The following is a 24,306-nucleotide window of genomic DNA, read 5'->3' on the forward strand; positions in this document are numbered from 1 at the left end:
TCTTTTGTGCCTGTTTGGGGTGACGGCAGATTCGCCTGAATCAATCCCTCACCGTGAAAAATGTGACCGAAGTTAGATAATATTAGGGGTTTTGTCAAGCCAATTTGTCCCCATTACTCGAAATCGTGCTCAAAGTAGTCGATGGCTCGTTTCCCCTTTGATTTCTCCGCAATTGCCGCATCGAGTCGCTTGGCAAATTCACGTGCAGCGTCATATCCATAGTGTTTCTGCAGATAATCAAGGGCAATAACTTCCACTATGACGGTGATATTCTTGCCTGGGAATATCGGGAGCTTGACGTGCGGGATATCCACACCAAGGATTGCGATGCTCTCGTGATCGAGCCCGGTACGGGTGTATTCCATATCGTTTCGCCATTCCTGCAACTCCACTACAACTTCCACGCGCTTCTGGAACCGGATGGACCTTATCCCGAAAATCGAGCGGATGTCGATCAGGCCGAGGCCGCGGATTTCCATAAAATGCTTCACGACGTCAGTTCCGGCACCGATCAGGATCCCCTCCCCCTTGCGAGTGACCATGATGACGTCGTCCGCCACCAGGCGATGCCCGCGCTCAACGAGGTCGAGGGCAATCTCGCTCTTGCCAATCCCCGACCTGCCGGCCAGTATGACGCCAATGCCGTACACGTCCATGAAGGAACCATGAATCACGGTTTGAGGCGCGAACTGGTCGTCCAGGAAATCGCTGACAAAATACACAAGCTTGGTGGTCTCAAGACTGGTCTTAAAGACAGAAACGCCGTGCTTCGTCGCGATTTCCACCAGCTCGTTGTCGAGCTCGTGATCACCGCTGACTACGATGCACGGAATGTCGAACTGGAAGATGGTGTGGAATGCCTTGATACGTTCGGCGAGACTCAAATGCCGGAGATACCGCAGTTCCGTGTTGCCGAACACCTGCACGCGGTCATAGGTAAACAATTCCACATAGCCGGCGAGGGCGAGCCCGGGCCGGTGAATGCTCTTGTCACGGATCACCTTCTGAAATCCCACGTCCCCGTTCACCGAGGCCATTTTCACGCGGCTTTTGTTCGCTTCAAAGAAGTATCCGACCGTGATGCTCTCCCGCCGCGTCTCTTTCAGATTGTCAAGTGCCATGGAAGGTTTCCCCTGTGTTCATTCCACTTTCGATTGTACGCGCCGGACCTGTTTTCGGTCCTTTGCGTGGAGTTTCGCTTTGTATTTCTTCAACTGAGCCAGCACCTTCGCGACCGCTGCGTCTATCGACTTGTGGTAGTCATCGCTGTCCGCCACCGCGGCGATCTTTTGTTTGTATACGGAAAGAACAACCTCAGCGGTCTTCACGCTGTTCTGCGCCTTCTGATAACTCAGCTTGATCTCGCATTTCATGATGCCATCATAGTAGCGGTCGAGCTTGTCCACTGCGTCCTTCGCATAGTCAATCAGTTCCTCGTGCGCCTTGAAGTGACGTGATGTAACGATCGCGTTCATCGTAAGCTCCTTTCCTCTGCTTCACACTGTTCTATGCTTTTGGATGAGATTGACGGTAGACCTTCTTCAACTGTTCCGTTGAAACGTGTGTGTACACTTGCGTCGTCGACAGACTCTCGTGGCCCAGCAGTTCCTTCACCGCCCGCAAATCCGCACCGCGGTTCAACAGGTGTGTTGCGAACGAGTGGCGGATGACGTGCGGCGACCGCTTCTGCATCTCCGACACCTCGCCGATCAGCCCTTTCACAAGCCGGATGATCGCCACAGGGTAGAAGCGTGCTCCCTTCGCAGTCACAAAAAGCGCAGACTCTTGACTGTCAGCGGCTCCTTTCAGAACGACCCGCCCCCGGTCGAGCAGGTAGGCCCTGATCGCCTGAAGTGCCTGACGCCCCACCGGAAGAATGCGCTGCTTCGATCCTTTGCCCGTCACCTTCACGATGCCCTGCGCGAAATCTACATCGTCCACATCGAGGTTAATCAGTTCGCTGAGCCTCATGCCGGTGGAATAAAACAGTTCGAGGATGGCGGCGCTTCGCCTTCCGTCGGGCGTACCGGTATCAAGAGATTCGAACAAGCGATTGACGGCGGACTCGTCAAGGTACGATGGGAGCCTTTTGTCGAGCTTGGGCGATACGAGAGTCAGCGTCGGATTTGTTGCCGTGATTTTGTGTCGTTTCGCGTACCGGAAAAAAGAGCGCATGCTTGCAATCTTTCTCGCAATGCTCTTCTTGCTCAGATCTGCTTCGAGCAGGCTGCTCAGATAGGAACGCAGGAGCGGCTTCCGGACATCGTCGAACGAATGGGCGTGGTGTGCATCGAGGAACGTCAGTAGCTGGTGCAGGTCTGCTTCGTACGAGCGAATGGTGTTGACTGAATAGTTACGTTCGACATCAAGATATTCCAGGAAATTGCGAACGCTTGTGTGCATGCCAACACAACCCTTAGAGATCGTCATCGCATTCGATGGGTGAACTAGGCAACAACAGCCATTTGTTCCCTCTCAAATTCCTCTCCGCAATCGGGGCATTTCAAAAACTCCCCTTTCGTCTGCGTGTATTTCTCCACAAGATAGGTAGAGCCGCAATTCGAGCAGGGGCGGTTGACCGGCTTGCCCCACGAGGCAAAATCGCACTCAGGATACCGGTTGCATCCGTAAAACGTACGCTTGCCTTTTTTCGTCTTTCGCTCGACGAGATCCCCTTGCTTGCACTTCGGACATGGGATCCCCATGGAAATCGGTTTCGTGTTCTTGCAGGCCGGATACGTGGAACAACCAAGGAACGTTCCGAACTTTCCGGCCTTCACGACCATGTCTCCACCGCACAATTCGCACTTCATACCGGCCAGGTGCTGGTGCTTCTCCGCATCTTCGGCGAGTGGTTTCGTGTTCTTGCAGTTGGGATACCCGGAACAGGCCATGAACCGGCCGTTCCTCCCCCACTTGATGATCATCTTTCGCTCGCACACCTCGCACACTTCTTCGGTCTCTTCCTGGAGCGATTTCTTGATCTTCGCGGCGTTCTTGTCCACCTTCTCCAGCGCCCTGATGAACGGATCGTAGAAATCCTTCATCACTTTTACGTACAGCTGTTTGCCGGAGGCGATTGTGTCGAGTTCCGCCTCCATTTGCGCAGTAAACGTCACGTTGAAGATGTCAGGGAAGTACTGGACCAGCAGCTTGTTCACCTGCATGCCGAGCTCGGTGGCAAAGAGTTTCCGCTCGGTGTGCTCGACATATTTTCTGTCAATGACCGTACTGACGATCATTGCGTAGGTGCTCGGACGACCGATGCCCAGCGACTCGAGCTCCTTCACAAGGCTGCTCTCTGTGTAACGAGGAGGCGGTTTCGTGAAATGCTGCCTGGGGATAATATCGCGCAGCGTCGCAGACTGTCCCTTTCCAAGGTTTTCCGGCAGTTTCGAGACAGGATCGACGTCCTCCTTCTCACCACCGTTATCCTCAGCAACGTCATCGTAGACCTGAAGAAACCCGCGGAAGAGCGGACGCTGGTCGGTTGCACGGAACAGGTAATCCCCGCCCACGACATCGACAGACATCTGTTCGAATTCAGCGGGAGACATCTGGCAGGCTACAAACCGGTTCCAGATCAATTCGTAGAGCAGGTACAGATCTTTGTCCAGATGTTTCTTCACCTCTTTCGGGGTGAATTTCAGAGACGTGGGGCGTATGGCTTCGTGCGCGTCCTGCGAAGATTTTCCCTTCTTGAAGAGCTTCGGCTCCTTCGGGAGGTATTCCTTGCCGTAGTTGTTGAAAATGTACTCCCGGACCTGCGCGACAGCTTCTGCGCTCAATCGCGTCGAGTCGGTTCGCATATACGTGATCAATCCAGTCGGACCTTCTTCGCCGACGACAACGCCTTCGTAGAGCTTCTGCGCAAGCATCATCGTCCGTTTGGCAGAGAAGCGCAACCGTCGTGCGGCTTCCTGCTGCAGCGTGCTCGTGATGAACGGAGCTGGCGCATTGCGCTTGACGGGCTTTCGTTCGACGCTCTTGATTTCGTACGTGTGCTTCCGGATATCATCCAGATAGCCCCGCACGGTCGTCTCGTCCGGGATTCGCGGATCGGACCCCGCGACCTTCATCAGCTTTGCGAGGAACGGTTCGCTCTGCGAAGTTTGAAATTCGCCCGTAATGGACCAGTACTCTTCTGGAACGAATGCTTTGACCGCAACTTCCCTCTCGCAGATGAGCCTGAGAGCTACGGACTGGACACGTCCAGCGGAGAGGCCGTAGTACACCGTCTTCCATACGAACGGGCTGACTTTGTAGCCTACGATCCGGTCCATCGCACGGCGGGCCTGCTGAGACAGGACGAGATGCGAATCCACTTTCTTCGGATGCCGCATGCCCTCCTGCACACCTTCAGCGGTAATCTCGTGGAACAACACGCGCTTGATGTTCTTGTTGACCCCCCGGATCTCGTCTGCAAGATGTGCGGCAATCGCCTCCCCTTCGCGGTCAGGGTCAGTCGCAAGAAAGATCGCCTTCGCTTTCGATGCGCGGTCGCGCAGTTTTTCTATGACTGCGTCCTTTCCCTGGATGTTCTCGTAGACAACAGCAAATTCATTCTCGACATCGACGCCAAGCTTGCTCTTGGGAAGATTCTTGATATGACCGACCGACGCCTCGACAATATACTCCTTGCCGAGGTACTTGTTGATTGTCTTCGCTTTGGAGGGAGACTCAACTATGATGAGAGATTTCTTTTCCATTCAACCTGCGCTAATGAATCGTATCGTCACTATTCAAGGAAATGCGGCCACCGAGGCCGGACTGATTGTCGCCATCGAGCAGCATACCTGCCACAAAACTTTTCATCTCGGGAACGCCGACGCTTGAAAACCCAGCCCCCATGATCCGCTCGATGATGGTCTCGATATCCGAATTGGAGAGCAGCCCCAGCTGGCGGCACTGCAGAAGATACCCGAATCCTTCGGATGTGATGACCATCTTCTCCGCCTCATGCAGAACCCGATGTGAGAGGCGCGTGTCCTGGTCTTTGGCGACCAGTTCCTGGCCGACAGACATCCGCTCAAACAGCCACGAGAAGGCCGTTGAGATTTCGGTCTGCGTATATCCGTTTTCCGTCAGGAGCGAGACATCGACATCATTGAGCTGCTTGTGAGACTTCAGCTCGCTCACCAGAAAAAGGATGATCTCAACAATCCGTTCCTGCATTGCGCTACTCCCTGTTGGATCCAGCCAGTCGGGCCAGAATTCTGTCTTCCCGCTTTGTCATTCGTGCTTTCCTTCGGCCATCTGTATCAGTGTAGCCGAGCAAATGGAGCGTCCCGTGGATCAAGAGCCTCCGGGCTTCCTCCGCGAACGGGACGGCATACTCTCGGGCCTGGCTCTTCGCCCGGTCGAGGTTTACGTAGATCTCCCCTTCAAGAGGAGCCCCTTTCCCTTCGCCAAGCGGGAACGCGATGACGTCGGTGACAACGTCGTGTCGTAGATAGCGCCGATTGATGCGCCGGATGAACCGACTCCCAACAAAGACAACCGACACCTGGAACGATCGCACGGACTCGTGCTCGAGAACGCTCTGAACAACTCGGAAAGTTTCCCGCTTCGGAAATCGAAGAGACGGATGATGGTGCGCGACGAAAATCATCCAGCCTTCTTTGGTAGTTTCCGTTTCGTTTTCTCCTGACTTTTCCGACTCCCCTTCGCCTCTGAGCCCGAGGATGCAGACTGAGGAAGGATGTTTTCAGTGAGTGATAATGCGATGCCGGAGAGCATCACTTCCGGACCTAATGTTGTGAAGTCACCCGAGAGGATACCGCGGTCCACATTTGCATAGAGCGAGCACCCTCCCTCACGCTCCACGGTAAGACCCGAGAGCTTCCCTTCGGACTCTGCGACAAAGGTAATTTCACCCAGGAGCTTACTGACCACATACCCCGTGCAGAAATGCAGCTGCAGGTGAGCCGTTGGCGTGTAGACCGAAATGAGATTTCCCCGGCGAGGGCCGATGGAAATCGACGGGTAGACCTCCAGCGCGAGTTTTCGATTGAGGCTCTTGTTCTCGAGCTCAAATCGATAATTGCTGCCTCTGTGTTTGACCGATACACCGAGGATCTGCGCGATCTTCTTGATGTCCGATTCTTTGAACTCGAATTCTATCAGTGAGCGTCCTGTCATTGCATTCAGAGAAATAAAAACCCCGTCAAGTCTCTTCAGCACTCAAACCATGTGTTGAGACGCGGGGTGTCGACATGAATGGAATCGCGTATTGTCTTCAAATCAAGTTCTTGTAAATCAACTCTTGCCTCAGACTATGCTTCGCCGTCCCTCTGATTCCTGACCTGAATATAACCAAGGCACGAGTGATTGTCAAGTTTAGATGCTCAGGACCATGTTCTCCGCGGCGGCATCACACTCAAAACCGTATCCGCGCGTCTTCAATTCCGCTTTGCACTTTCTCAGGATATCGTCCACCTTGTCATCGCTGTGCGTCGGTTCGTGATGGAACAACACCAACCGCTTCACATCCGCCTCGGCTGCAACCCGCAATGTAAAGAGATAGTGTGAATGGCCCCATCCTACTCTGTCAATGTATTCCTCGGGCGTATACGTCGCGTCATGGATCAGCACATCCGCGCCGCGGCAGAAATCGAACACGCGCTGATTGGGATCTCCCCGCTGGGAGTCGTACTTCTCCTTTACAATCGGCTCAAAGTTCGTCATGGACGCAGCGACTTTTCCGTCATATGGCTCGTTGTCGCTTATGTACACCAGCGTCTTTCCCTTGTACTCGAGGCGATAGCCGACGGTGAATCCCGGATGGTTGACGTACATCGTCTTCACCGTACACCCGCGCAGTTTGATCTCTCCCTCTTCCCGTATCGGGCGGAAGTTGATCTTTGCCTTGAGCTCGTTCAGCTGAACAGGGAAATAGATCCGATCCATTTGCTCTGAAATGATCTCGCTCAGAGATTTGTCGATGCGGTCGGTTCCGATAATTGTCAATTCATTTCCGGAAATGAAGGCAGGCTTGAAGAACGGAAATCCCTGAATGTGGTCCCAGTGCGGATGGGTAATAAGGAGATGTGCATTGAGGGACGCGCCGTTGTTGATCATCTCGTCCCCGAAATTCCGTATGCCGGTCCCGGCATCGAAGATCACCAGCTCATTGTCGTCAAGTCGCAACTCGAGGCAGGGCGTGTTGCCGCCATACCGGACAGTCTGCTTGCCTGGCGTCGGAATCGATCCGCGCACACCCCAGAACCTGAGCTTCATACGAAATCCTTCCCCAAGCTATTCCCGATATGATTTGACGTAGTCAACATAATTGTGTGCCGATTGAACGATGCCTGCGCGCTCCTCCTCTGTCAACATCCGCTTTACCCGTGCCGGTACTCCCGCAACAAGCGCCCCTTCGGGCACTTCAAAGTGCTCAAGAACAAGCGAACCCGCGGCAACTAGCGCATACGGTCCGACCGTCGCGTCGTCCAGCACCTTCGCCCCCATCCCGATGAGACAACGATCCTTGATGGTGGCTGCGTGCAGTATGGCACCGTGCCCTACAGTAACATCGGAACCGACAATGAGAGGATATGTATCGTGGGTCACGTGCAGGACACAATTGTCCTGGATGTTCGTCCTCTCGCCGATCCGAATATAATGAACGTCTCCGCGAATAACTGTGTTGAACCACACACTGCTCCCCGCGCCAATCTCGACATCGCCGATAATCTGCGCCCCTTCCGCAATAAACACCGAAGGGTGAATCCTTGGCGTAATACCCCTGTACGGGATGATCATCGTCCGGATGCCTCGACATACTTCGGCGGCTGCCACCCGGGCCGGTTCCACCTCTGAAGCTGTATCTTGATGCTCCCGAGGATCACGTTCATGCGGGCAACGATGGGAACCCTGGCCTGGTCGTTGCTGAACCAGCCCCGGAACCCTCCAGTCAATCCGAAAATCCCTACATAATCCGCTTTCCCGTCGAATGCAACGACATCCACAGGATAATCAACCACATCGATGTCAGCATCCTCGTGCCGATTCATGAAATTGATGTATGTGTAGACCAGTTTGTTCTCGATGAGCGTCGGCACTCGAACCTGGGATTTCTCGAGGACATGCTCACGGGCATAGTAGAACAACGAAAGGCCATCCTGACACTGGTCAGTAATGACGATTGTTTCGGTCGAGTCGACCTTTCGCACACCGGAAGTGAGTTTTCTCCCCTTCTCGAGGAACGCCTTCTTGGTTTCGTAGTCGAAACGGAACCTCTTGAAGATGACCCCATTCTTCGAGCTGTCATCCTCCACCCAGGAATAGGAGTACACACTGCCATCCATCTCGCTGTAAAACTGAATATGGAGACTGACGAGCCAGTCCAACGACGGGTTGGAATCGATGAGCGCGCGGGTTTTGTAGATAGTTCTGCCGCCCCGCTGCTCCTTCTCAACAATCTGAGTCCGGATCGTACCGATGTTGAAAAACGAATAGCTAACTTTGTATTCCAGTTCCTCGCCGACCTCCAGCATCTGGCTTTGCAGAACGGGAGACGCAACGACTTCCGGACGCGCGTACGTATGTGAAGGGATGCCCGACCCCATCAAGAGCAACGAGCAGAAGGCCATCCATGCAAAAGCGGCTGATGCCGGCGTCCACCGGCTAAGTGTTTTTTTCGTCATCTCGGGGTCAGTTCAACTTCGCAATCTTCTCAGCTTCCGGAAAGAGGCTCAACGCCTTCTGGTATTGAGCATCGACCTGAAGCATCAATGGATACCATCCCTCGTTTCCCCAGAAATTTCTCGCGAACGTTGCCTTCAATCGTGTCTTTGTGAATGTGAGGTCTTTCTGAAATTCCTTCTCGTCGACCTTGAGCTCGTGAGCTTCGAGGTAGGACCGGAACCCCGTGACCATTTCATCCGATATCGTAAAGGAATCGCGGAATTTCTTCCAGTTTTTCGAATACTCGGACCGGATGGAGAGGCCTTTCCCGTCGAGGTGTGCAGTGACATACTGTTCGTACAGGCCACGCCGGAGGATGCTCTGTGTCAACGCGGTGAGTTGCGCGTTCTTTACAACGTAGTCTGGCGTGATGCCGCCGCCCCCGTAGACCACACGCCCGGCGTGCGTATGGAAGACCGGATGTGACGAATCACTTTCGGCTTTGTGCTCGAGGTTTTCCCCCTCTTTCTCCTTCCGGGCGAACGCTTCCTTCTGATACTCCTCCTTATCCTTTCCCTCGTACTCCCTCTGGATCAATCGTCCGCTCGGCGTGTAATAACGCGCGATGGTCAACCTCAGCGCCGATCCGTCCTTCAAACGCCATTGCCGCTGCACAAGCCCTTTTCCGAAGCTTGTCTCACCGACAATCAAGCCTCGATCCCAGTCCTGTATTGCACCGGCGACGATCTCGCTCGCGCTCGCCGAGTAGTTCCCCAGCAAGACGATAAGCGGCAGATTTTCATAGGACTGACCGGTCTTTGCGAAATACACCTCATCAAACTCCGAGATGCGCGCTTTTGTATAGACGATCTTGTGGGGTGTCTCTTTGGTTCCGCCATCCAGGAAGAGATCTGCCATCTCAAATGCCTGTTCGAGCAATCCGCCGGGATTCGAACGAAGATCCAGAATCAACCGCTTCATGCCCTGGGTTTTCAGCCGCTTGAGCGCCTGCTCCATCTCTGCGGCTGTCTGTTCGCTGAACTTGTTGACGCTGATATAGCCTATATCGTCATTCACCATCATGGCGATGTCAACGCTGGTGATGGCTATTTCGTCGCGTATAATCTCGAAGTCAAGCAGTTCCTTTGTCCCGGGCCGGTGCACTCCCACTTTCACTTTTGTCCCCTTCGGCCCCCTGAGGTGCGCCTTGACCTGATCGTTGTTCCAGCCGACAGAAGAAGAATCACCGATGCGGACGATGCGGTCATTCGTTTGGATGCCGACTTTCGCGGACGGTCCGCCGCCAAATGTATCCACAACGAGAATCGAATCATTTCGAATGGTGAAGGTGACCCCTATTCCATCAAACTTCCCGCGATACTCTTCCGCGACCTGCTCAAAGGCTTTCGGAGCGATATAGACCGAGTGGGGATCGAGTTTGTCCAGAAGTCCTTCCACAGCAGACTCTGTGAGTTTCTTGGCATCCACCTCTTTCACGTAGTATTTCTGCGTCAGGCTGAGGACCTCGCGGAACTTGTCCGCCTGATCGATCACCGAGTCGCCGGAAACCAGCTGCCTGATTTCCATTCCTGCGAAGAGGCTGACTGCCATCAATGCGACAACCGTCCAAAGTGAAATCTTACTCTTCATGCTCCAATCCTTCGTCAGAAAACCTTGCAGAAACTCATCCAATTCCTATCTATCACAAAATGCTCGAAAATTGGCACAAATGCAAGAAACAAGCCGCATTGGCCCCGAATACTGATCGGGACACCTCACTCAGGCAAAAAGGAGGGAAATTGATAATGCGGTGTGGGGATGAGGGGTGATCTCGCTTGTGGAATCGTCGACGGAGCACTCACCGAAAATCGACCGAACGGATCATCACTTCTCCGGTTTCATCTGCGGGAAGAAGATGACGTCCCGGATCGAATCCTTGTTCGTCAGCAGCATCGTCAGACGGTCGATACCGATGCCGAGACCGGCCGTGGGAGGCATGCCGTACTCGAGTGAACGCAGATAGTCCTCATCGAGAACCTGCGCCTCTTCGTCGCCGCGGGCGCGGAGCTTCATTTGTTCTTCGAAGCGGGCCCGCTGATCGATGGGATCGTTGAGTTCGGAAAACGCGTTGCAGATTTCGTGACCGTTAACAATCCCTTCAAACCGCTCCACCAACCCGGGTTCGGTCCGGTGCTTCTTCGCCAGCGGAGACATCTCGAGCGGATAATCGGTGATGAACGTCGGCTGGATCAGGTACGGTTCGGCTTTCTGGCCGAAGATCTCATCGATGATGGCGCCGACACCCGCAGAGGGCTCAACGTCGATGTGAAGTTCCTTTGCGATCGCCCGCAGTTCCTGTTCGGTCTTGCCGCGCAGGCTCTTGCCCGTGAATTCCTGAATCGCGTCAAACATCGTGATGCGTTTCCACGGAGGCGTGAAGTTGATTTCATGGCCGGCAAGGCTCGCGATCGGCGTCCCGTTGACGGCCATCGCGACTTCGTACACCATCTGCTCGACCAGCTCCATCATCCAGCGATAGTCCTTGTAGGCGACATAGATCTCCAGCATTGTAAACTCGGGGTTGTGCGACCTGTCCATCCCCTCGTTGCGGAAGTCTTTGGATATTTCGTACACGCCGTCATAGCCGCCGACGATCAGGCGCTTGAGATACAATTCATCTGCGATTCGCAGGTACAGGTCGATGTCGAGCGCGTTGTGATGCGATTTGAACGGCCGCGCAGAAGCCCCGCCGTAGATGGGCTGAAGCACCGGGGTTTCCACTTCCAGATATCCGCGATCGTCAAAAAACCGCCGGATGGTGCTGATGATTTTTGCCCGCTTCACGAACACCTGCCGGACATCCGGATTCACAATGAGGTCGACGTAACGCTGCCGGTAGCGGAGTTCCTTGTCTGAGAACGGGTCGTACACCACCTTGTTCCCCTGCTCGTCGACCTTTTCCTTGACAACCGGAAGCGGACGCAGCGACTTTGCCAGCAGCGTCAATTCCTGCGCATGGATCGACACCTCTCCCATCTTTGTACGGAAAACGAATCCCTTCACACCGACGAGGTCGCCGATGTCCATCAGCTTGAAAGCGTCGTACACAGAACCGAGCTCTTCCTTTTTCAGATAGAGCTGTATCTTTCCCTGCGAATCCTGTATGTGGCAGAAGGACGCCTTCCCCATGCGGCGCAGGGAGAGAATCCTCCCGGCAACCACGACGGTGCGCTGCGGTGCTTCGTCCTTGAAACTGTCGACAAGATCCTTCGAGAAGTCTGTGCGGTCAAATTCGTACGGATAGGGATTGATGCCCGCATTCTTCAGGCTCTCGAGTTCCTCACGACGGCGCAGCATCAGGATGTTCAAATCCTCATGCTCGGGAACCTGCTGCTCTGACGGTTTGTGTTTCGGATGTTGTGGGTCGTTCATACTCTGTGACTATCGTTCTCGTGATTGAATCCTGAAAAGAGCATTCGTCCGGCAGCTATGGTCGCCGCCGGTTCTGAGGATACTCGGGAAGGTTGAGGCGGTCGGGCGCAACGCGACCATACAGTGCTGACATCTCGTAGACTCGCAGAGCGTGCTCAGGTCCGACCTGGTCCCATGAGAATCGCCAGTCCCAATTGCCGAGGGCCTTGCCCGGAAAGTTCATGCGGCCTTCAGTTCCGAGGCCGAGCACATCCTGGAACGGGAAGATCGCCATGTCGGCGACTGAGCTCGAAGCGAGCCGCATCAGGTCAAACTGCGCTTCATGACCATTTGCGCCGCAGTACTTCTTCACAAAAGTTTTTTCCCTCTCCGTCGCGCTTTCGTACCATCCCCGGGTGGTATCGTTGTCGTGAGTCCCGGTATAGACAACGCTGTTGTGTTCATACTGATGCGGAAGGAACGGATTGTCCGGACCTCCGGCAAAAGCGAACTGGAGCACCTTCATCCCCGGAAACTCGAACTGGTTACGAAGCTCGATGACATCCGGCGTGATCACACCGAGATCCTCCGCAATGATCGGCAGGTTACCGAGTTTTCGCTGCACGGCCTTGAACAGTTTCTCCTTCGGCCCGGCAACCCAACGACCGCGGACAGCGGTTCTTTCAGTGGCCGGTATTTCCCAATAACCGACGAAACCACGGAAGTGATCGATGCGCGCGATGTCGACAAGGAGAAACGTGCGCCGGAAGCGTTCGACCCACCACTGGAACCGATCCTCCTCCATCTTCCCCCATCGATAGAGTGGATTGCCCCAACGCTGGCCCGTCTCACTGAAGTAATCCGGCGGAACCCCGGCGACCACGGTGGGTTTACCCTTTTTATCAAGGAAGTAGAGCTCGGGATGAGACCAGACGTCCGCACTGTGATGTGCCACGAAGATCGGAATGTCGCCAATGATTTTGATGCCCCGATCGTTCGCGTATTTCTTTACATCTGCCCACTGCCGGTAGAACTGCCATTGGGCGAACTTCCAGAATTGAATCTCCCCCGCCAGTTCGTTGCGCGCACCTTCGAGAGATTTTGGTTTTCGCTGAGCCAGGTCTGCGTCCCATTTTGTCCATTCGACGCCGGCGTAGTGGTCCTCAATCGCCTTGAACAATGCGAAGTCTTCAAGCCATGACGAGTGTTCCTTGCAGAACGATTGGAAGTCGGCTTCTTCGGACTCGCGGTGTTGGGCAAAAAACCTGTCCGCCGCTTTGTGAAGCGCCAGCATGCGGTACGGGATAGCCTTTGTGTAGTCTACGCGGTTTGACTCAAAAGCGGGAACCGGAAGGAGATCTTCCTGCTTCAGCCATCCTTTAGCCAGAAGTGCCTCAAATCCAATCAAAAGAGGATTTCCGGCGAATGCTGAAAGTGCCATGTACGGAGAATTTCCATAGCCCGTCGGTTCGAGCGGCAGAATCTGCCAGACCTTCTGGCCGGCCACGACGAGCCACTCGATGAAGTGTCTCGAGACTTCGCCCAGGTCTCCGCAGCCATAGGGACCGGGGAGCGACGTCGGGTGAAGGAGAATTCCACTGCTTCGGGAAAACCTCATAGGCTACTCTTCCAATCCCGCTTGTTCTTTCAGATGTCTGACTTCCTTCCGTGTGAGAGCTCTCCAGCGTCCGCGGGCAAGACCTTGCGTCGTAAGACCTGCGAACGATACGCGTTCGAGAGCATCCACTTCATAGCCGAGTGTCTCGACCATCCTGCGCACTTCCCTGTTTCGTCCCTCCGTCAACGCTATGAAAATCTCCTTGCGCTTCGTTCCCGGGATCACTCCTGCCTCATGCGGCTTCGCAATTCCATCCTCCAAACGCACACCGCGTTTTAGCCGGCTGAAATCTTCGTCGGCGATCCCCCGCTCGAGCTTCACCCGATACACGCGCTCGATTTTGCCCTTCGGGTGTATAAGGGAGTTGGCCAATTCTCCATCATTCGTGAGGAGAAGTACACCCGTGGTGTTCCTATCCAATCTCCCAACCGGATAAATCCGATCGCGCATTTTCACATAGTCCATCACTGTCACACGCCCGCGCTCGTCGCTGGTGGTCGTGATACAGTCTTTGGGCTTATTGAGAAGCAGGTAGTGAATCTTCCGCTGGAGGGCTACGATTTGACCCTGGAGGGTCACACGGTCGGAAAACGGGTCGACTTTGACTCCAAGCTCGCGAACGATTTTGCCATTAACCTTGACGACTCCGGAGAGAATCAGTTCATCATTCTTTCGGCGTGAGCCTACCCCCGCGAGAGCGAGAAACCTGTTTAACCGAATAGCTTTTTGATGAACCCTTGAATCTTCTCTTTCCACGACTTCCACCGGGTCTTAGGTTGGGAACCATTGTGAGCATCAGGCTCGTCCGCATGCGCCATTTCAGACTCCGTGTACCAAACAACCTCAGTGTGGTCCGCACTTGTTGGGGGAACGGCTTGCGGTGTGAATTCGGTTATATCCTTGACAGTTTCGCCCGCGCTGGCTGTATCGTCTTTCTGCGTCGGAATCACATCCTTCACAGCAACATCAGCCGGCAGAACAGTTTCCGTATCAATCTCCTGGACAGTATCGGCGGCCGTTGCTTCATCAGCCGATTCCTCCTCAATCACAAGCGGATTCTCTTCTTCCGCGGGCAGTTCTAAGACTTTCGGCGCTAATTCCAGATGGTCTTCCACGACAGGCGAGGCCTTCTCTTCACTTACGACTTCTTCGGGCCCAACCAATGGTTCGGTCGAATCCGACTGCGTGAGGCCTATGTATCTGGATTGCTCTGCGCTAAGGAGGACATCGCTGGAATCCACTTCAGGTTCTGATGGCTGACTTTGAATCGTCAACTCATTGTCAACTGTGGGAACGGCGCCCGACTCACTCGGTGCCAGCTCATCAGATACAACCACAGGCTGATCTTCAAGCATGGAGGCAGAAACCGTTTCAGGAGAGACGTTTACCGACTGCTCCTCCTTTGCCGCTTCAGGTGTCACGGCACCTGCCTCGTCAGCCAAGCGCACCTTGATTTCCCGCGTCCGCTTCCTCGGCAGGATCTTGACATCGTCATCCAACCCGGCTTTTCGCTTCGGGATATGAGGCAAGCGGGATTTGAAGTCCTCTTCCTGCTTCACCTCTTCCATTCCCTGCTGTGCTTCCAGCATACGCCGCTCGGTCTCAAACTGACTGTCTCCGAGGATCTCCTGGATTTCGCGAGGCTTCGGGAGGTCATTCAGATCATTCAAACCGAAATGCCTCAGAAACTCTCTTGAGGTGCCGTAGAGTAACGGCCTTCCAACTGTCGGGGCACGTCCAACGATGGTCGCGAGGTCCTTTTCCAGCAGCGTGCTGAGCACGTAGTCGCAATTGACACCGCGAATTGCCTCCAGTTCGGGTTTTGTAATCGGCTGCTTGTACGCGATAATGGCGAGCGTTTCCACCGACGACTGGGACAGTTTCCGTCGGGTCTGCTCTTTGTAAAGCTTGCCAAGCCACTCCGCATAGGCCGGCAGCGTGGCAAACTGGTAGCCGCCAGCAATCTGGATGACCCGAAAAGGCTTATCAGATGACGTATACTCGGCATTCAACTCTTCAACGACCTGCGCGATCTCGTCGTATGAAATCTTGCGCGGCTCGGCCCCTTCGGTACCCTGGTCTTCGTACAGCGCTTGTATCTGGCGAACGGTCAAAGGTTCGCGTGCTCCGAAAATCAGCGCCTCCACAAGGCTCCTCACTGAGGTCGGCACTTGCAGCATTGCTCCTGGTTGGGTTGTCGTGATTGTCTCAGCCATCGGGGTTTACGCCACATTCCTCATGATAGATACCTCGCCAAACGGCTCCGCCTGGCGCACCACTATTCTGTTCGATCGAATCAGTTCGAGCAACGCGATAAACGTGACGACGACACGGATCCGCTCTACCATGTCCTTCACCAACTCGTAGAACGTAGCCTCCGAGCGCCTGGAGAAGTAGTCGTTGATATAGTCGATTTGTTCCTCGAGCGTCACATTGAGCCGGACAATTTCATGAACGAACTTCTTCGGCATGCGCTCGATTGCGAACTTGAAAGATGAAATCAAATCAAAGAGCGAAACGTCCCTGAGCGACTCGTCCTCTTCCTGCTGGGTGGTAACCCTCGGGTCGGCCTCGTAGTATCCGCGATAGAACACCTTCCGCTGGGCTGCTTCCTGAACCACCATGCCGACGGCTACCTCCTTGAAGCGTTTGTACTCGACGAGGCGTTTCACCAGGTTCGCCCGCGGATCCTGTTCCTCTTCCTGCCCAGGTTCGGGCGGGAGAAGCGTCTTCACTTTTATCTGCATCAACTCAGCCGCCATGACAAGAAACTCTCCTGCAATTTCCAGATCGAGCGCTTCCATGTAATGGACGTAGTCCAGAAACTCTTTCGTAATTCTCGAGATCGGGATGTTGTAGATATCGAGCTCGTCCCGTTTGATGAAAAACAGGAGGAGATCCAACGGCCCTTCGAACTCGTGAAGCTTTATAGTATATGTTTGATCTGGCATCTTGGTTTGGCTGTCACGACAGAAGTCGCGGCTCACCCCATCTTCATCGCTTCATGCACTTCGCTCATCGTCTGATGCGCGATGGTTCTGGCCTTCTCTTCCCCATCGCTCAGGATCGACTTGACCTCGTCGAGATGATTTTCGTAGTACAAACGTTTCTCTCGATGAGGTCCGAGCGCGTCCACTATCCTGCCGGCACATCGCAACTTGCAGTCAACGCATCCCAATGCCCCACTCTCACATCCTGACCGGATTTCCGCTGTTTCTTCCGGATTGAACTTGTTATGGTACGCAAATACGAGACAGACATCCGGATGTCCGGGATCCCCCTTCCGCAACTTCTGGGGATCTGTCACGGCCCCTTTCAGTTTCTTCTTGATCACGTCGGGCTGATCAGAAAGGAGCACGGTATTGCCGATCGATTTGCTCATGCGACGTCCGTCCAAACCTGGAAGCCGCGCAAATCTTGTAAGCTTCCCCTCCGGCTCGGGGAACACCGGTTTCGCCGCCGCGTACTGTGCGTTGAACCGGCGGGCGATCTCCCGCGTAATTTCGATATGAGGAAGCTGGTCCTCACCAACGGGAACGACATCGCCTTTGTACAGAAGAATATCAGCTGCCTGCAGCACGGGATATCCCAAATGGCCATACACGATTGTGTCCATTTCCAGGTCACGAACCTGCTCTTTGAGCGTGGGATTCCGCTCGAGCCTGGAAGTGGTAATCAGCATCGAAAAAATCAGATGCAGCTCTGCATGTTCCTTTACCCGTGATTGCCTGAACATCGGGCTCACTGCCGGATCGAGCCCGGCAGATAACCAGTCGACGAGCATATCCACCGAGTTTTCGTAGATCTCGGATGAATCAGGATTCGTCGTAAGAGCGTGATAATCCGCTATCAGATGATAGTTCTGGTATTCACCCTGAAGCGAAACCCAGTTTTCCAATGCGCCGACAAGATGGCCAAGATGCAACTTCCCCGTTGGGCGCATACCGCTCAGGATGACTTTCTTTCTTTGGCTCAACGCTCGCTGCAATCTCCTTTCGCCACTCGTATTCTAACGACACATCGCCAGATTCTCTAAGCACTCAATTCATGAAGAGATACGGTTTCCAGCCATCGTCCACACTTCCCACAAAATCACGAATAAACATAACGTGATTTGGACGGATCGGCCTCCTTTTCAAAGACATCATCACTTCACCCGGCAGCCGATCCCCCTTCTTGTTGTTGCATCGCACGCATGCAGCGACAAGATTCTCCCACGTATCCTCGCCCCCTCTCGCCCTTGGAATTACGTGATCCACAGTCAACGGCACATCACCGCGCCCGCAATACTGACATCGGTGTCCATCGCGGCGCAGAATATTTTTTCGAGAAAGTACAATCTTCTTGAAGGGGATACGAACGTAGATAGAGAGGCGAACGATGCTCGGGAACGGCATCGTCATCGAAACGGCATGAAGGGACCTACCATCAGAAGCTTCGATCAACTCAGCTTTCCCAAGAAACAGAAGGATAACAGCCTTTTTTACGTTGCAGACGCTCAACGGCTCGTAATTGTGATTCAAAACGAGCACCTTGCGGTTAAGTTTTCCGTTGGAACGTAGAACGAGTTCTACTGCGCTGAAGTCTAAAGCACCTCCTCACGTCTACAAATATGGACCTTTGGTGAACAGTTGCTTGAAGAATCAATCATTATTCCTTGCAAAATATAGCATAATCGAAAATGATAGTCAAGGATTGAAATCGCGAGGAATTGAAGGAAAAGTCTGAATCCGAGGGAGTTTTGAACTTATCGGCCGGGAAGATGAGGTGCTTTCCGAGGAGGAAATGCTCACCCCTTCATGCATGGGTCGTGGTATCAGTGAAGCAGAGTCTGACGGGCAAAAAGCGGGTCACTTTGGCTTTCTAAATCGGGTCTTCATCTCCCGGATCGAATCTCCGCCAAATTTCTCAAGAAATGCGTTCGCGAGAACAGGCGCGATGACCGCTTCGCCGATCACCGAACAGGCCGGAACAGCGCAGACGTCCGATCGCTCATAGCGTGCGCCGACAGTCTTCATCTTCCTCAGATCAACGGATTGCAGCGGGTTGGCAAGTGTCGAAATCGGCTTCATGGCTGCATGGAGGACAATCATCTCGCCATTCGTGATTCCTCCCTCCAGTCCGCCGGCTTTGTTCGAAGACCGAATGACCTTCCCGCCCCTGAGATCGAATCCATCGTGCACCTTAGACCCAAACTCGGCAGCATTCGCGAATCCAGCCCCTATCTCAACACCCTTGACGGCGTGTACCGACATGAGCGCTTGAGCGAGCAACCCATCCAGCTTCCGGTCATAATGCACGTAGCTCCCCAACCCGATGGGAGATCCAGTCACAATAACCTCAAACACCCCTCCGAGCGTATCGCCGAGCTTCTTCGCCCGTTTGATCAGAGCGATTGCCTTTTTCGAAAGAGAGTCATCGAGTATTCGGACTTCAGACTTGTCGGCTTCCTCTGTAATCTTGTACGAGCCGCACGAGGCAGTTATGAGCTTTCCGAAAATCCTGTCGATGACTTTCCGATCAGTGACTCTCACCTGGCCGATTGAGATGACATGGCTCCCGATGAAAATCCCAAAGTCCTCCAGCAACTTGCGTGCGATAGTGCAGCACGCGACACGCATTGCAGTCTCACGCGCACTTCCACGTTCAATAGTATTCCGGATGTCGTCGAAGGCGTATTTCTGAGCGCCAGCAAAATCCACGTGACCTGGCCTGGGAACGGAGATTTTCTCAACGCCCTTGCCATCTCCGCCTACCGCCATTTTCTCTGTCCAGTTCTGCCAATCCTTGTTCCTGATCAACAACGAGATCGGAGATCCAAGCGTCTTTCCAAAACGGATGCCCGAGAGAATCTCAACGGCATCCGATTCTATGCGCATCCTTCCGCCTCTTCCATACCCCTGCTGCCGGCGCCACAGTTGATGATTGATGTATTCGGCTGTCATGGGGAGCCCGGCTGGGATTCCTTCGATGACACCGACGAGTGCCTGGCCGTGCGATTCACCTGCAGTAAGGTATCGGATCAACGTGAACTCCTTTGGTTCTTGCAGTTTTTCAAGGTGCCTATAACCAATAAAGCGAAAATTGGTCCGATTATCAATCGGCCAAAAACCAAAAGGCGCAAGTTTCGCCCGCTCACTGCGGAGGAATCCTGCGCCCTTCAATATCAGCATTCGTCCAGGGTTTACTTCCCAGGGACCTCAATCGCCACGAAACGCATCGACTTGTCCTTCCCCTTGACTCTCATGAGAACTGCATCTCCCGCCTTCTTCCCTTTCAGGACCTTGTCGAACTGTGCCACCGAAGAGATGTTCTGATCACCGACGCTTACGATGACGTCGCTTGCAGCGAGTCCGCGCTTGTTCGACTCGCTCATCGGCTCAACATTCTCCACGAGCACACCGTTCTCTACGCCATACTCCTTCTTCACTTTTGAATCGAGATTGCGGACAGTCATGCCAAGATTCTCGAGCTCCAACGTTCCTTTGGAGCCCGCATCCGTCGGCTCCTCGGATTCATCCTTCGGATTCCTGGCGGCCACTTCCTCCTCAGCTTCATCGCGGGACTTCAACGTGACCTTCTTCTCGAATGACTTTCCATTTCGATACACTTTGAGAGTTACGTTCTCACCAGGATAATGCGAAGCAACAATCGTCTGAAGTTGATTCGAAGTATTGACTTCTTTTCCATCGACAGAGAGAATGATGTCTCCCTCCTTCAGCCCTGCTTCGGCCCCCGCACTGCCCGGGTTCACGGTCTGCACAAAGACCCCCGACGGTTTGCTGAGACCATTCGCCTTCGCGAGGGTCGCATCAACCGATTGTATAGACACACCGATATACCCGCGACGCACCTTTCCGTATTTGATCAGGTCAGTCGCGACTTTCTTCGCGAGGTTGATCGGAATCGCAAAACTGTATCCCTGATATCGGGCGTTAGTCGTGGCAATCGCCGAATTGATGCCGACGACCTCCCCCTTGACGTCCACCAGAGCACCGCCGCTGTTTCCGGGGTTCACTGCTGCATCCGTCTGAATGAAATCTTCGATGCCCAACGGAGAACCATCTTCGATGATCCTCAATTGGCGTCCGAGCGCGCTCACGATTCCCTGCGTCATCGTGGACGTAAGACCGAGAGGGTTGCCGAACGCGAACACCGTGTGCCCGACCTCCACGTTATCTGAATTCCCGAGGTGAGGTACCGGCAAATCCTGAACATCGACTTTGATTACCGCCAGATCCGTGTACTTATCTGTGCCGATCAGTTTCGCTTTCTTGAATACTCTGTTGTCCCAGAGCGTCACTTCAATGCCATCCGAGTTTGCACTTTCAACAACATGATTGTTGGTGAGGATGTATCCATCCTGGGTGAGTATGACTCCGGATCCAGCGCCTACTTCAGGCTGCTGCCTCGGAGTCTGCATATCTGGACCGAAGAAATGGAAAAAAGGATTCTGGGAACTTCGGCCATTCTTCGGCTTGGACGTCACGACAATGTAGACAACCGTCGGCGTCACTTCCTTCGCTATTCCGTGATACGCCTCGTTGAGCGACTGCAGTGTAGGGTGCGGCGTGGATTGCTTCGACTGAGCACCGAGCTTGACATCCTGCCCCGCAAATGTGAAATCGACTCCCTTGAAACTCGACACGAGCGTTACTCCAAAAACGATGCCCAGAGCAATGAGCAGTACTGCAGCAACAACTGATTTCATCGACATGGAAAATCTCCTCGACACTGTGTTAATCCTTTGATAATTGGTTAGTCATTGAACAACCCCGGTATTCAGGGGGGCTGTCCTTCCTCTGAAACAACGAAATTCCTCAAGATGTCTAATGATTTTATGGGCTTGAGATCCTCAAAATGTTGACGCAAATATAAACGCAAAGTTCCATCAATTTCGTTCCCCGCCGCTGCCGTGAACTCAACCGAAGCGACGGATTCGAGCCGTGCCGTGAGAAACCGGTGCAGAATCTTCAGCGTGCTTAGGGAAATACGTGTGTTTCCGTCCTCCTGATTTCGGTGCTCCCCGATTCCCTGGAAGGCTCTTTTCTGCAGATGGATGTTGGTTTTAGCAACACCTACCTGGGAACTGCAGGGACCACAGATGACAGAGCCCCTCGACAGCTGGAATACAGCGGACCCGTCTGGCCCGATCTCATCCAGCTTTCGCCCGCAGTCCATGCAAGACTCGATGTCGGGCGAATAACCGAAAATCGATGCACACCGGATTTCGAAGGCGAAAAACAGGTTCACGAAGTTCTTTCCGGCACGCTCGATCTCATCCAGAGTCTCGACCAGCAAGTCGTACAGCGCTTTGTTTTCTTCTTCGTCGTGCGCCAGCTGGTTCACGAGTTCGAGTACGGCAAGGGCGACGGCCATACGTTCGAGCTCACTATTGATCCTTTTGTAGGTTTTGACCGCATCACACTGCGAGACCAGCTGCAGTTCACGGTTCTCTTTCTTGTACAGGACAAGCAGGACGTTCGTGATCGGCTCGAGACCGGCGCCAAATTTGCTCTTCGCCTGCCTGGCCCCTTTTGCGAGGCATTTTACCTTCCCGAAGCGGCGGGTGTAGAACGTGACGATTTTACTGCTGTCACGGTAGTTCATCGATTTCAGGACAACGGCCTCGGTCTTGGTAATCATCGCCGCACTCAGCGAAAGACCGCTTTGCGGATCAGTTTCGACATGTCCTGCTTTTTCAGCACATCGAGCGCATCACGAAATGGCTTTCTCAGTACTCCCTTTTCGGTTACGATTGCCGTGATGAGGTCATTCGGGGTCACATCGAACGCCGGCGAATAGACATCCACTCCTTCAGGCGCTATGACGTAATCACCAATCATCGTGACTTCCAGACTGCTTCGTTGTTCTATCGGAATCTCACTCCCCGACACCATCTCGAAATCAATTGTTGTGCTTGGCGCTGCGACATAGAATGGGACTTTATGATATCGTGCAAGCACTGCCAGGCTGTATGTCCCCACTTTGTTGGCCACGTCCCCGTTCAGCGTGATACGATCCGCACCGACAACAATCGCATTGACTTTGCCTTGTTGAAGCAGAAACGCTGCGGTGCTGTCTGTGATAAGCGTGGAGGGGATTTGAAGCTGCCGCAACTCCCAGGCAGTCAAACGCGCACCCTGGAGGAGGGGACGCGTCTCGTCCATATAGACGTGTTTGAGCTTATGCTGTTCCCACGCTGTTCTCAAAATATTCTGAGCGGTTCCGTCGCCCCCGGTCGCCAGGCTCCCGGTGTTGCAATGTGTCAGGACGCTCGCAGCATTGGGAAGCAGCTCCGCCCCGAACTGGCCAATGAGCCGGCACATTTCTTCATCTTCTGTGTGAATTGCCATCGCTTCCGCGAGAAGAGTCGTATGAATGCTCGCGAAGGACTTGCCGGCCGATTCGATGGCGACGTTCCGCATGCGATTCAGAGCCCAGAAGAGGTTCACGGCGGTCGGGCGTGTGGAGGCGAACAGGTGGGTCGTGCGTTCGACGAACGCGGCAAAAGACCGGGCATTAACGGGCTTCTGGCGGTCGAACGCGAGTACGAAACCGTACGATGCCGCGATGCCGATCAAGGGCGCACCACGCAACGCAAGGGTCCTGATCCCGCGGGCGACGACGTCCTCATCATCGGTTTCGATGTAGCTCTCTCTTGTCGGAAGCTGCGATTGATCGAGAAATCTGACTTTGCCGTTGCACCACTCAATCGATCGCATGACGATTACCTTTCATCAAACCGCGAGATCTGCATGAAGGCCCGGTATCGGTCCTGGATCTGGAGATATGTCAGGTCCTTCATTCCGTCGACGCTGAACTTCTCGACGCAGAACGATGCGAGTGTGCTTCCATAGACGACGGCGCGCTTCAGATTCTCGGGAGAGAGATCGTCCGTGCGTGCCAGCCAGCCCACGAACCCTCCGGCGAACGCGTCACCTGCCCCGGTGGGATCGTTGATGTTCTCAAGCGGATATGCAGGCGCGGAGAAAATCGTTTCCTCGGTCACCAGCACGGCACCGTGTTCCCCCTTCTTGATGATGATGATCCTCGGCCCCATTTTCATGATCCGTTTCGCGGCCTTGATCAGGTTGGGTTCGTTCGTCAACAAGCGCGCCTCCGATTCGTTGACAACGAGGACATCCATGATCTTCAGGGTCTCCGTGAGTTCTTTCGGCTTGTGCTCGATCCAATAATTCATGGTATCGCCAACAACCAACCTGGGCTTGCCAACACGTTCGAGGACATGTCTCTGCAGCGTCGGATCGATATTCCCGAGGCAGACGTACGCGCTGTTCTTGTATCCGCTGGGCACGATCGGGTCGAACTTCTCGAAGACATTCAGGTCCGTGTATAGCGAATCTCTCATGTTGAGGTCGTAGTGGTACCGTCCTCCCCACCGGAACGTCTTCCCCTCGCGCACGATCTGCAGGCCGTCGACGTCGATGTCGCGGCTTTCGAGGAAGCGTATGTGCTCCCGGGGGAAATCGCCGCCGACAACAGCAACCAACCTGACGGGCGCGGTGAAATAACTCGCCGCCACCGAAATGTAGATGGCCGACCCTCCCAGAGCATCCTTCACATTACCAAAGGGCGTTTCGATGGAATCGAACGCGACGGAACCAACGACAAGTAAACCCAATGAC

At 54.0% G+C, this 24,306-nt stretch carries 23 protein-coding genes; all 23 read right to left on the reverse strand.

Features of this window, described 5'->3' with window-relative positions:
- Positions 1 to 113: 113 nt before the first annotated feature.
- Positions 114 to 1,121, reverse strand: a complete 1,008-nt coding sequence (gene hprK, locus NTU47_17075) for an HPr(Ser) kinase/phosphatase (protein ID MCX6135521.1) — start codon at positions 1,119 to 1,121, stop codon at positions 114 to 116.
- An 18-nt stretch (positions 1,122 to 1,139) separates the two neighbouring features.
- Positions 1,140 to 1,475, reverse strand: coding sequence for a ribosome-associated translation inhibitor RaiA (gene raiA / locus NTU47_17080; protein ID MCX6135522.1), 336 nt, complete (start codon positions 1,473 to 1,475; stop codon positions 1,140 to 1,142).
- Positions 1,476 to 1,506: 31 nt separating this feature from the next.
- A complete protein-coding gene (locus NTU47_17085; GenBank protein MCX6135523.1) occupies positions 1,507 to 2,403 on the reverse strand; it encodes a tyrosine recombinase XerC in 897 nt (298 codons plus the stop codon).
- Between the two features lie 44 nt (positions 2,404 to 2,447).
- Complete coding sequence (gene topA / locus NTU47_17090) at positions 2,448 to 4,709, reverse strand: type I DNA topoisomerase (protein MCX6135524.1); 2,262 nt, start codon at positions 4,707 to 4,709, stop codon at positions 2,448 to 2,450.
- A gap of 10 nt (positions 4,710 to 4,719) precedes the next feature.
- Positions 4,720 to 5,175 carry a DUF494 family protein gene (locus NTU47_17095; GenBank protein MCX6135525.1) on the reverse strand — a complete coding sequence of 152 codons (456 nt, stop codon included), beginning with the start codon at positions 5,173 to 5,175 and terminating at the stop codon, positions 4,720 to 4,722.
- A 4-nt stretch (positions 5,176 to 5,179) separates the two neighbouring features.
- The gene (ybeY, locus tag NTU47_17100) at positions 5,180 to 5,611 is read right to left on the reverse strand and encodes an rRNA maturation RNase YbeY (GenBank protein ID MCX6135526.1); all 432 of its coding nucleotides are present in this window, start codon (positions 5,609 to 5,611) and stop codon (positions 5,180 to 5,182) included.
- Positions 5,608 to 6,141 (reverse strand): hypothetical protein, encoded by a 534-nt coding sequence (locus NTU47_17105; protein ID MCX6135527.1) that lies wholly within the window; start codon positions 6,139 to 6,141, stop codon positions 5,608 to 5,610. Before NTU47_17105 ends, ybeY begins: the two co-directional genes overlap by 4 nt.
- 198 nt (positions 6,142 to 6,339) lie before the next feature.
- Positions 6,340 to 7,239 (reverse strand): MBL fold metallo-hydrolase, encoded by a 900-nt coding sequence (locus NTU47_17110; protein ID MCX6135528.1) that lies wholly within the window; start codon positions 7,237 to 7,239, stop codon positions 6,340 to 6,342.
- Positions 7,240 to 7,257: 18 nt separating this feature from the next.
- On the reverse strand, positions 7,258 to 7,764 hold the full coding sequence (locus tag NTU47_17115; protein ID MCX6135529.1) for a gamma carbonic anhydrase family protein: 507 nt from the start codon (positions 7,762 to 7,764) through the stop codon (positions 7,258 to 7,260).
- Positions 7,761 to 8,648 (reverse strand): DUF3108 domain-containing protein, encoded by an 888-nt coding sequence (locus NTU47_17120; GenBank protein MCX6135530.1) that lies wholly within the window; start codon positions 8,646 to 8,648, stop codon positions 7,761 to 7,763. The genes NTU47_17115 and NTU47_17120 overlap by 4 nt, the downstream gene beginning before the upstream one ends.
- A gap of 7 nt (positions 8,649 to 8,655) precedes the next feature.
- Complete coding sequence (locus NTU47_17125; GenBank protein ID MCX6135531.1) at positions 8,656 to 10,278, reverse strand: S41 family peptidase; 1,623 nt, start codon at positions 10,276 to 10,278, stop codon at positions 8,656 to 8,658.
- A 234-nt stretch (positions 10,279 to 10,512) separates the two neighbouring features.
- Positions 10,513 to 12,060, reverse strand: a complete 1,548-nt coding sequence (gene lysS, locus NTU47_17130) for a lysine--tRNA ligase (protein ID MCX6135532.1) — start codon at positions 12,058 to 12,060, stop codon at positions 10,513 to 10,515.
- 55 nt (positions 12,061 to 12,115) lie between these two features.
- Entirely contained in the window at positions 12,116 to 13,657 is a 1,542-nt protein-coding gene (malQ, locus tag NTU47_17135) for a 4-alpha-glucanotransferase (GenBank protein ID MCX6135533.1), read from the reverse strand.
- Between the two features lie 3 nt (positions 13,658 to 13,660).
- Positions 13,661 to 14,413 (reverse strand): pseudouridine synthase, encoded by a 753-nt coding sequence (locus NTU47_17140; GenBank protein ID MCX6135534.1) that lies wholly within the window; start codon positions 14,411 to 14,413, stop codon positions 13,661 to 13,663.
- Positions 14,368 to 15,873: an SMC-Scp complex subunit ScpB gene (scpB, locus tag NTU47_17145; protein MCX6135535.1), complete on the reverse strand. Its 1,506-nt coding sequence runs from the start codon at positions 15,871 to 15,873 to the stop codon at positions 14,368 to 14,370. Before scpB ends, NTU47_17140 begins: the two co-directional genes overlap by 46 nt.
- Positions 15,874 to 15,879: 6 nt before the next feature.
- Positions 15,880 to 16,608: a segregation/condensation protein A gene (locus NTU47_17150; GenBank protein MCX6135536.1), complete on the reverse strand. Its 729-nt coding sequence runs from the start codon at positions 16,606 to 16,608 to the stop codon at positions 15,880 to 15,882.
- A gap of 32 nt (positions 16,609 to 16,640) precedes the next feature.
- Positions 16,641 to 17,633, reverse strand: a complete 993-nt coding sequence (gene trpS, locus NTU47_17155) for a tryptophan--tRNA ligase (GenBank protein MCX6135537.1) — start codon at positions 17,631 to 17,633, stop codon at positions 16,641 to 16,643.
- A 64-nt stretch (positions 17,634 to 17,697) separates the two neighbouring features.
- The gene (locus NTU47_17160) at positions 17,698 to 18,180 is read right to left on the reverse strand and encodes an HNH endonuclease (GenBank protein MCX6135538.1); all 483 of its coding nucleotides are present in this window, start codon (positions 18,178 to 18,180) and stop codon (positions 17,698 to 17,700) included.
- Positions 18,181 to 18,507: 327 nt separating this feature from the next.
- Positions 18,508 to 19,683, reverse strand: coding sequence for a chorismate synthase (gene aroC / locus NTU47_17165; GenBank protein MCX6135539.1), 1,176 nt, complete (start codon positions 19,681 to 19,683; stop codon positions 18,508 to 18,510).
- Positions 19,684 to 19,841: 158 nt separating this feature from the next.
- Positions 19,842 to 21,374, reverse strand: coding sequence for a Do family serine endopeptidase (locus tag NTU47_17170; protein ID MCX6135540.1), 1,533 nt, complete (start codon positions 21,372 to 21,374; stop codon positions 19,842 to 19,844).
- 65 nt (positions 21,375 to 21,439) lie between these two features.
- Complete coding sequence (gene recO / locus NTU47_17175) at positions 21,440 to 22,303, reverse strand: DNA repair protein RecO (protein ID MCX6135541.1); 864 nt, start codon at positions 22,301 to 22,303, stop codon at positions 21,440 to 21,442.
- 8 nt (positions 22,304 to 22,311) lie between these two features.
- On the reverse strand, positions 22,312 to 23,382 hold the full coding sequence (mtnA, locus tag NTU47_17180; GenBank protein MCX6135542.1) for an S-methyl-5-thioribose-1-phosphate isomerase: 1,071 nt from the start codon (positions 23,380 to 23,382) through the stop codon (positions 22,312 to 22,314).
- A 5-nt stretch (positions 23,383 to 23,387) separates the two neighbouring features.
- The gene (locus NTU47_17185) at positions 23,388 to 24,302 is read right to left on the reverse strand and encodes a PfkB family carbohydrate kinase (protein ID MCX6135543.1); all 915 of its coding nucleotides are present in this window, start codon (positions 24,300 to 24,302) and stop codon (positions 23,388 to 23,390) included.
- Positions 24,303 to 24,306 lie beyond the last annotated feature (4 nt).

It is taken from the genome of Ignavibacteriales bacterium, from assembly GCA_026390595.1.
GTDB lineage: Bacteria > Bacteroidota > Ignavibacteria > UBA10030 > UBA10030 > UBA9647.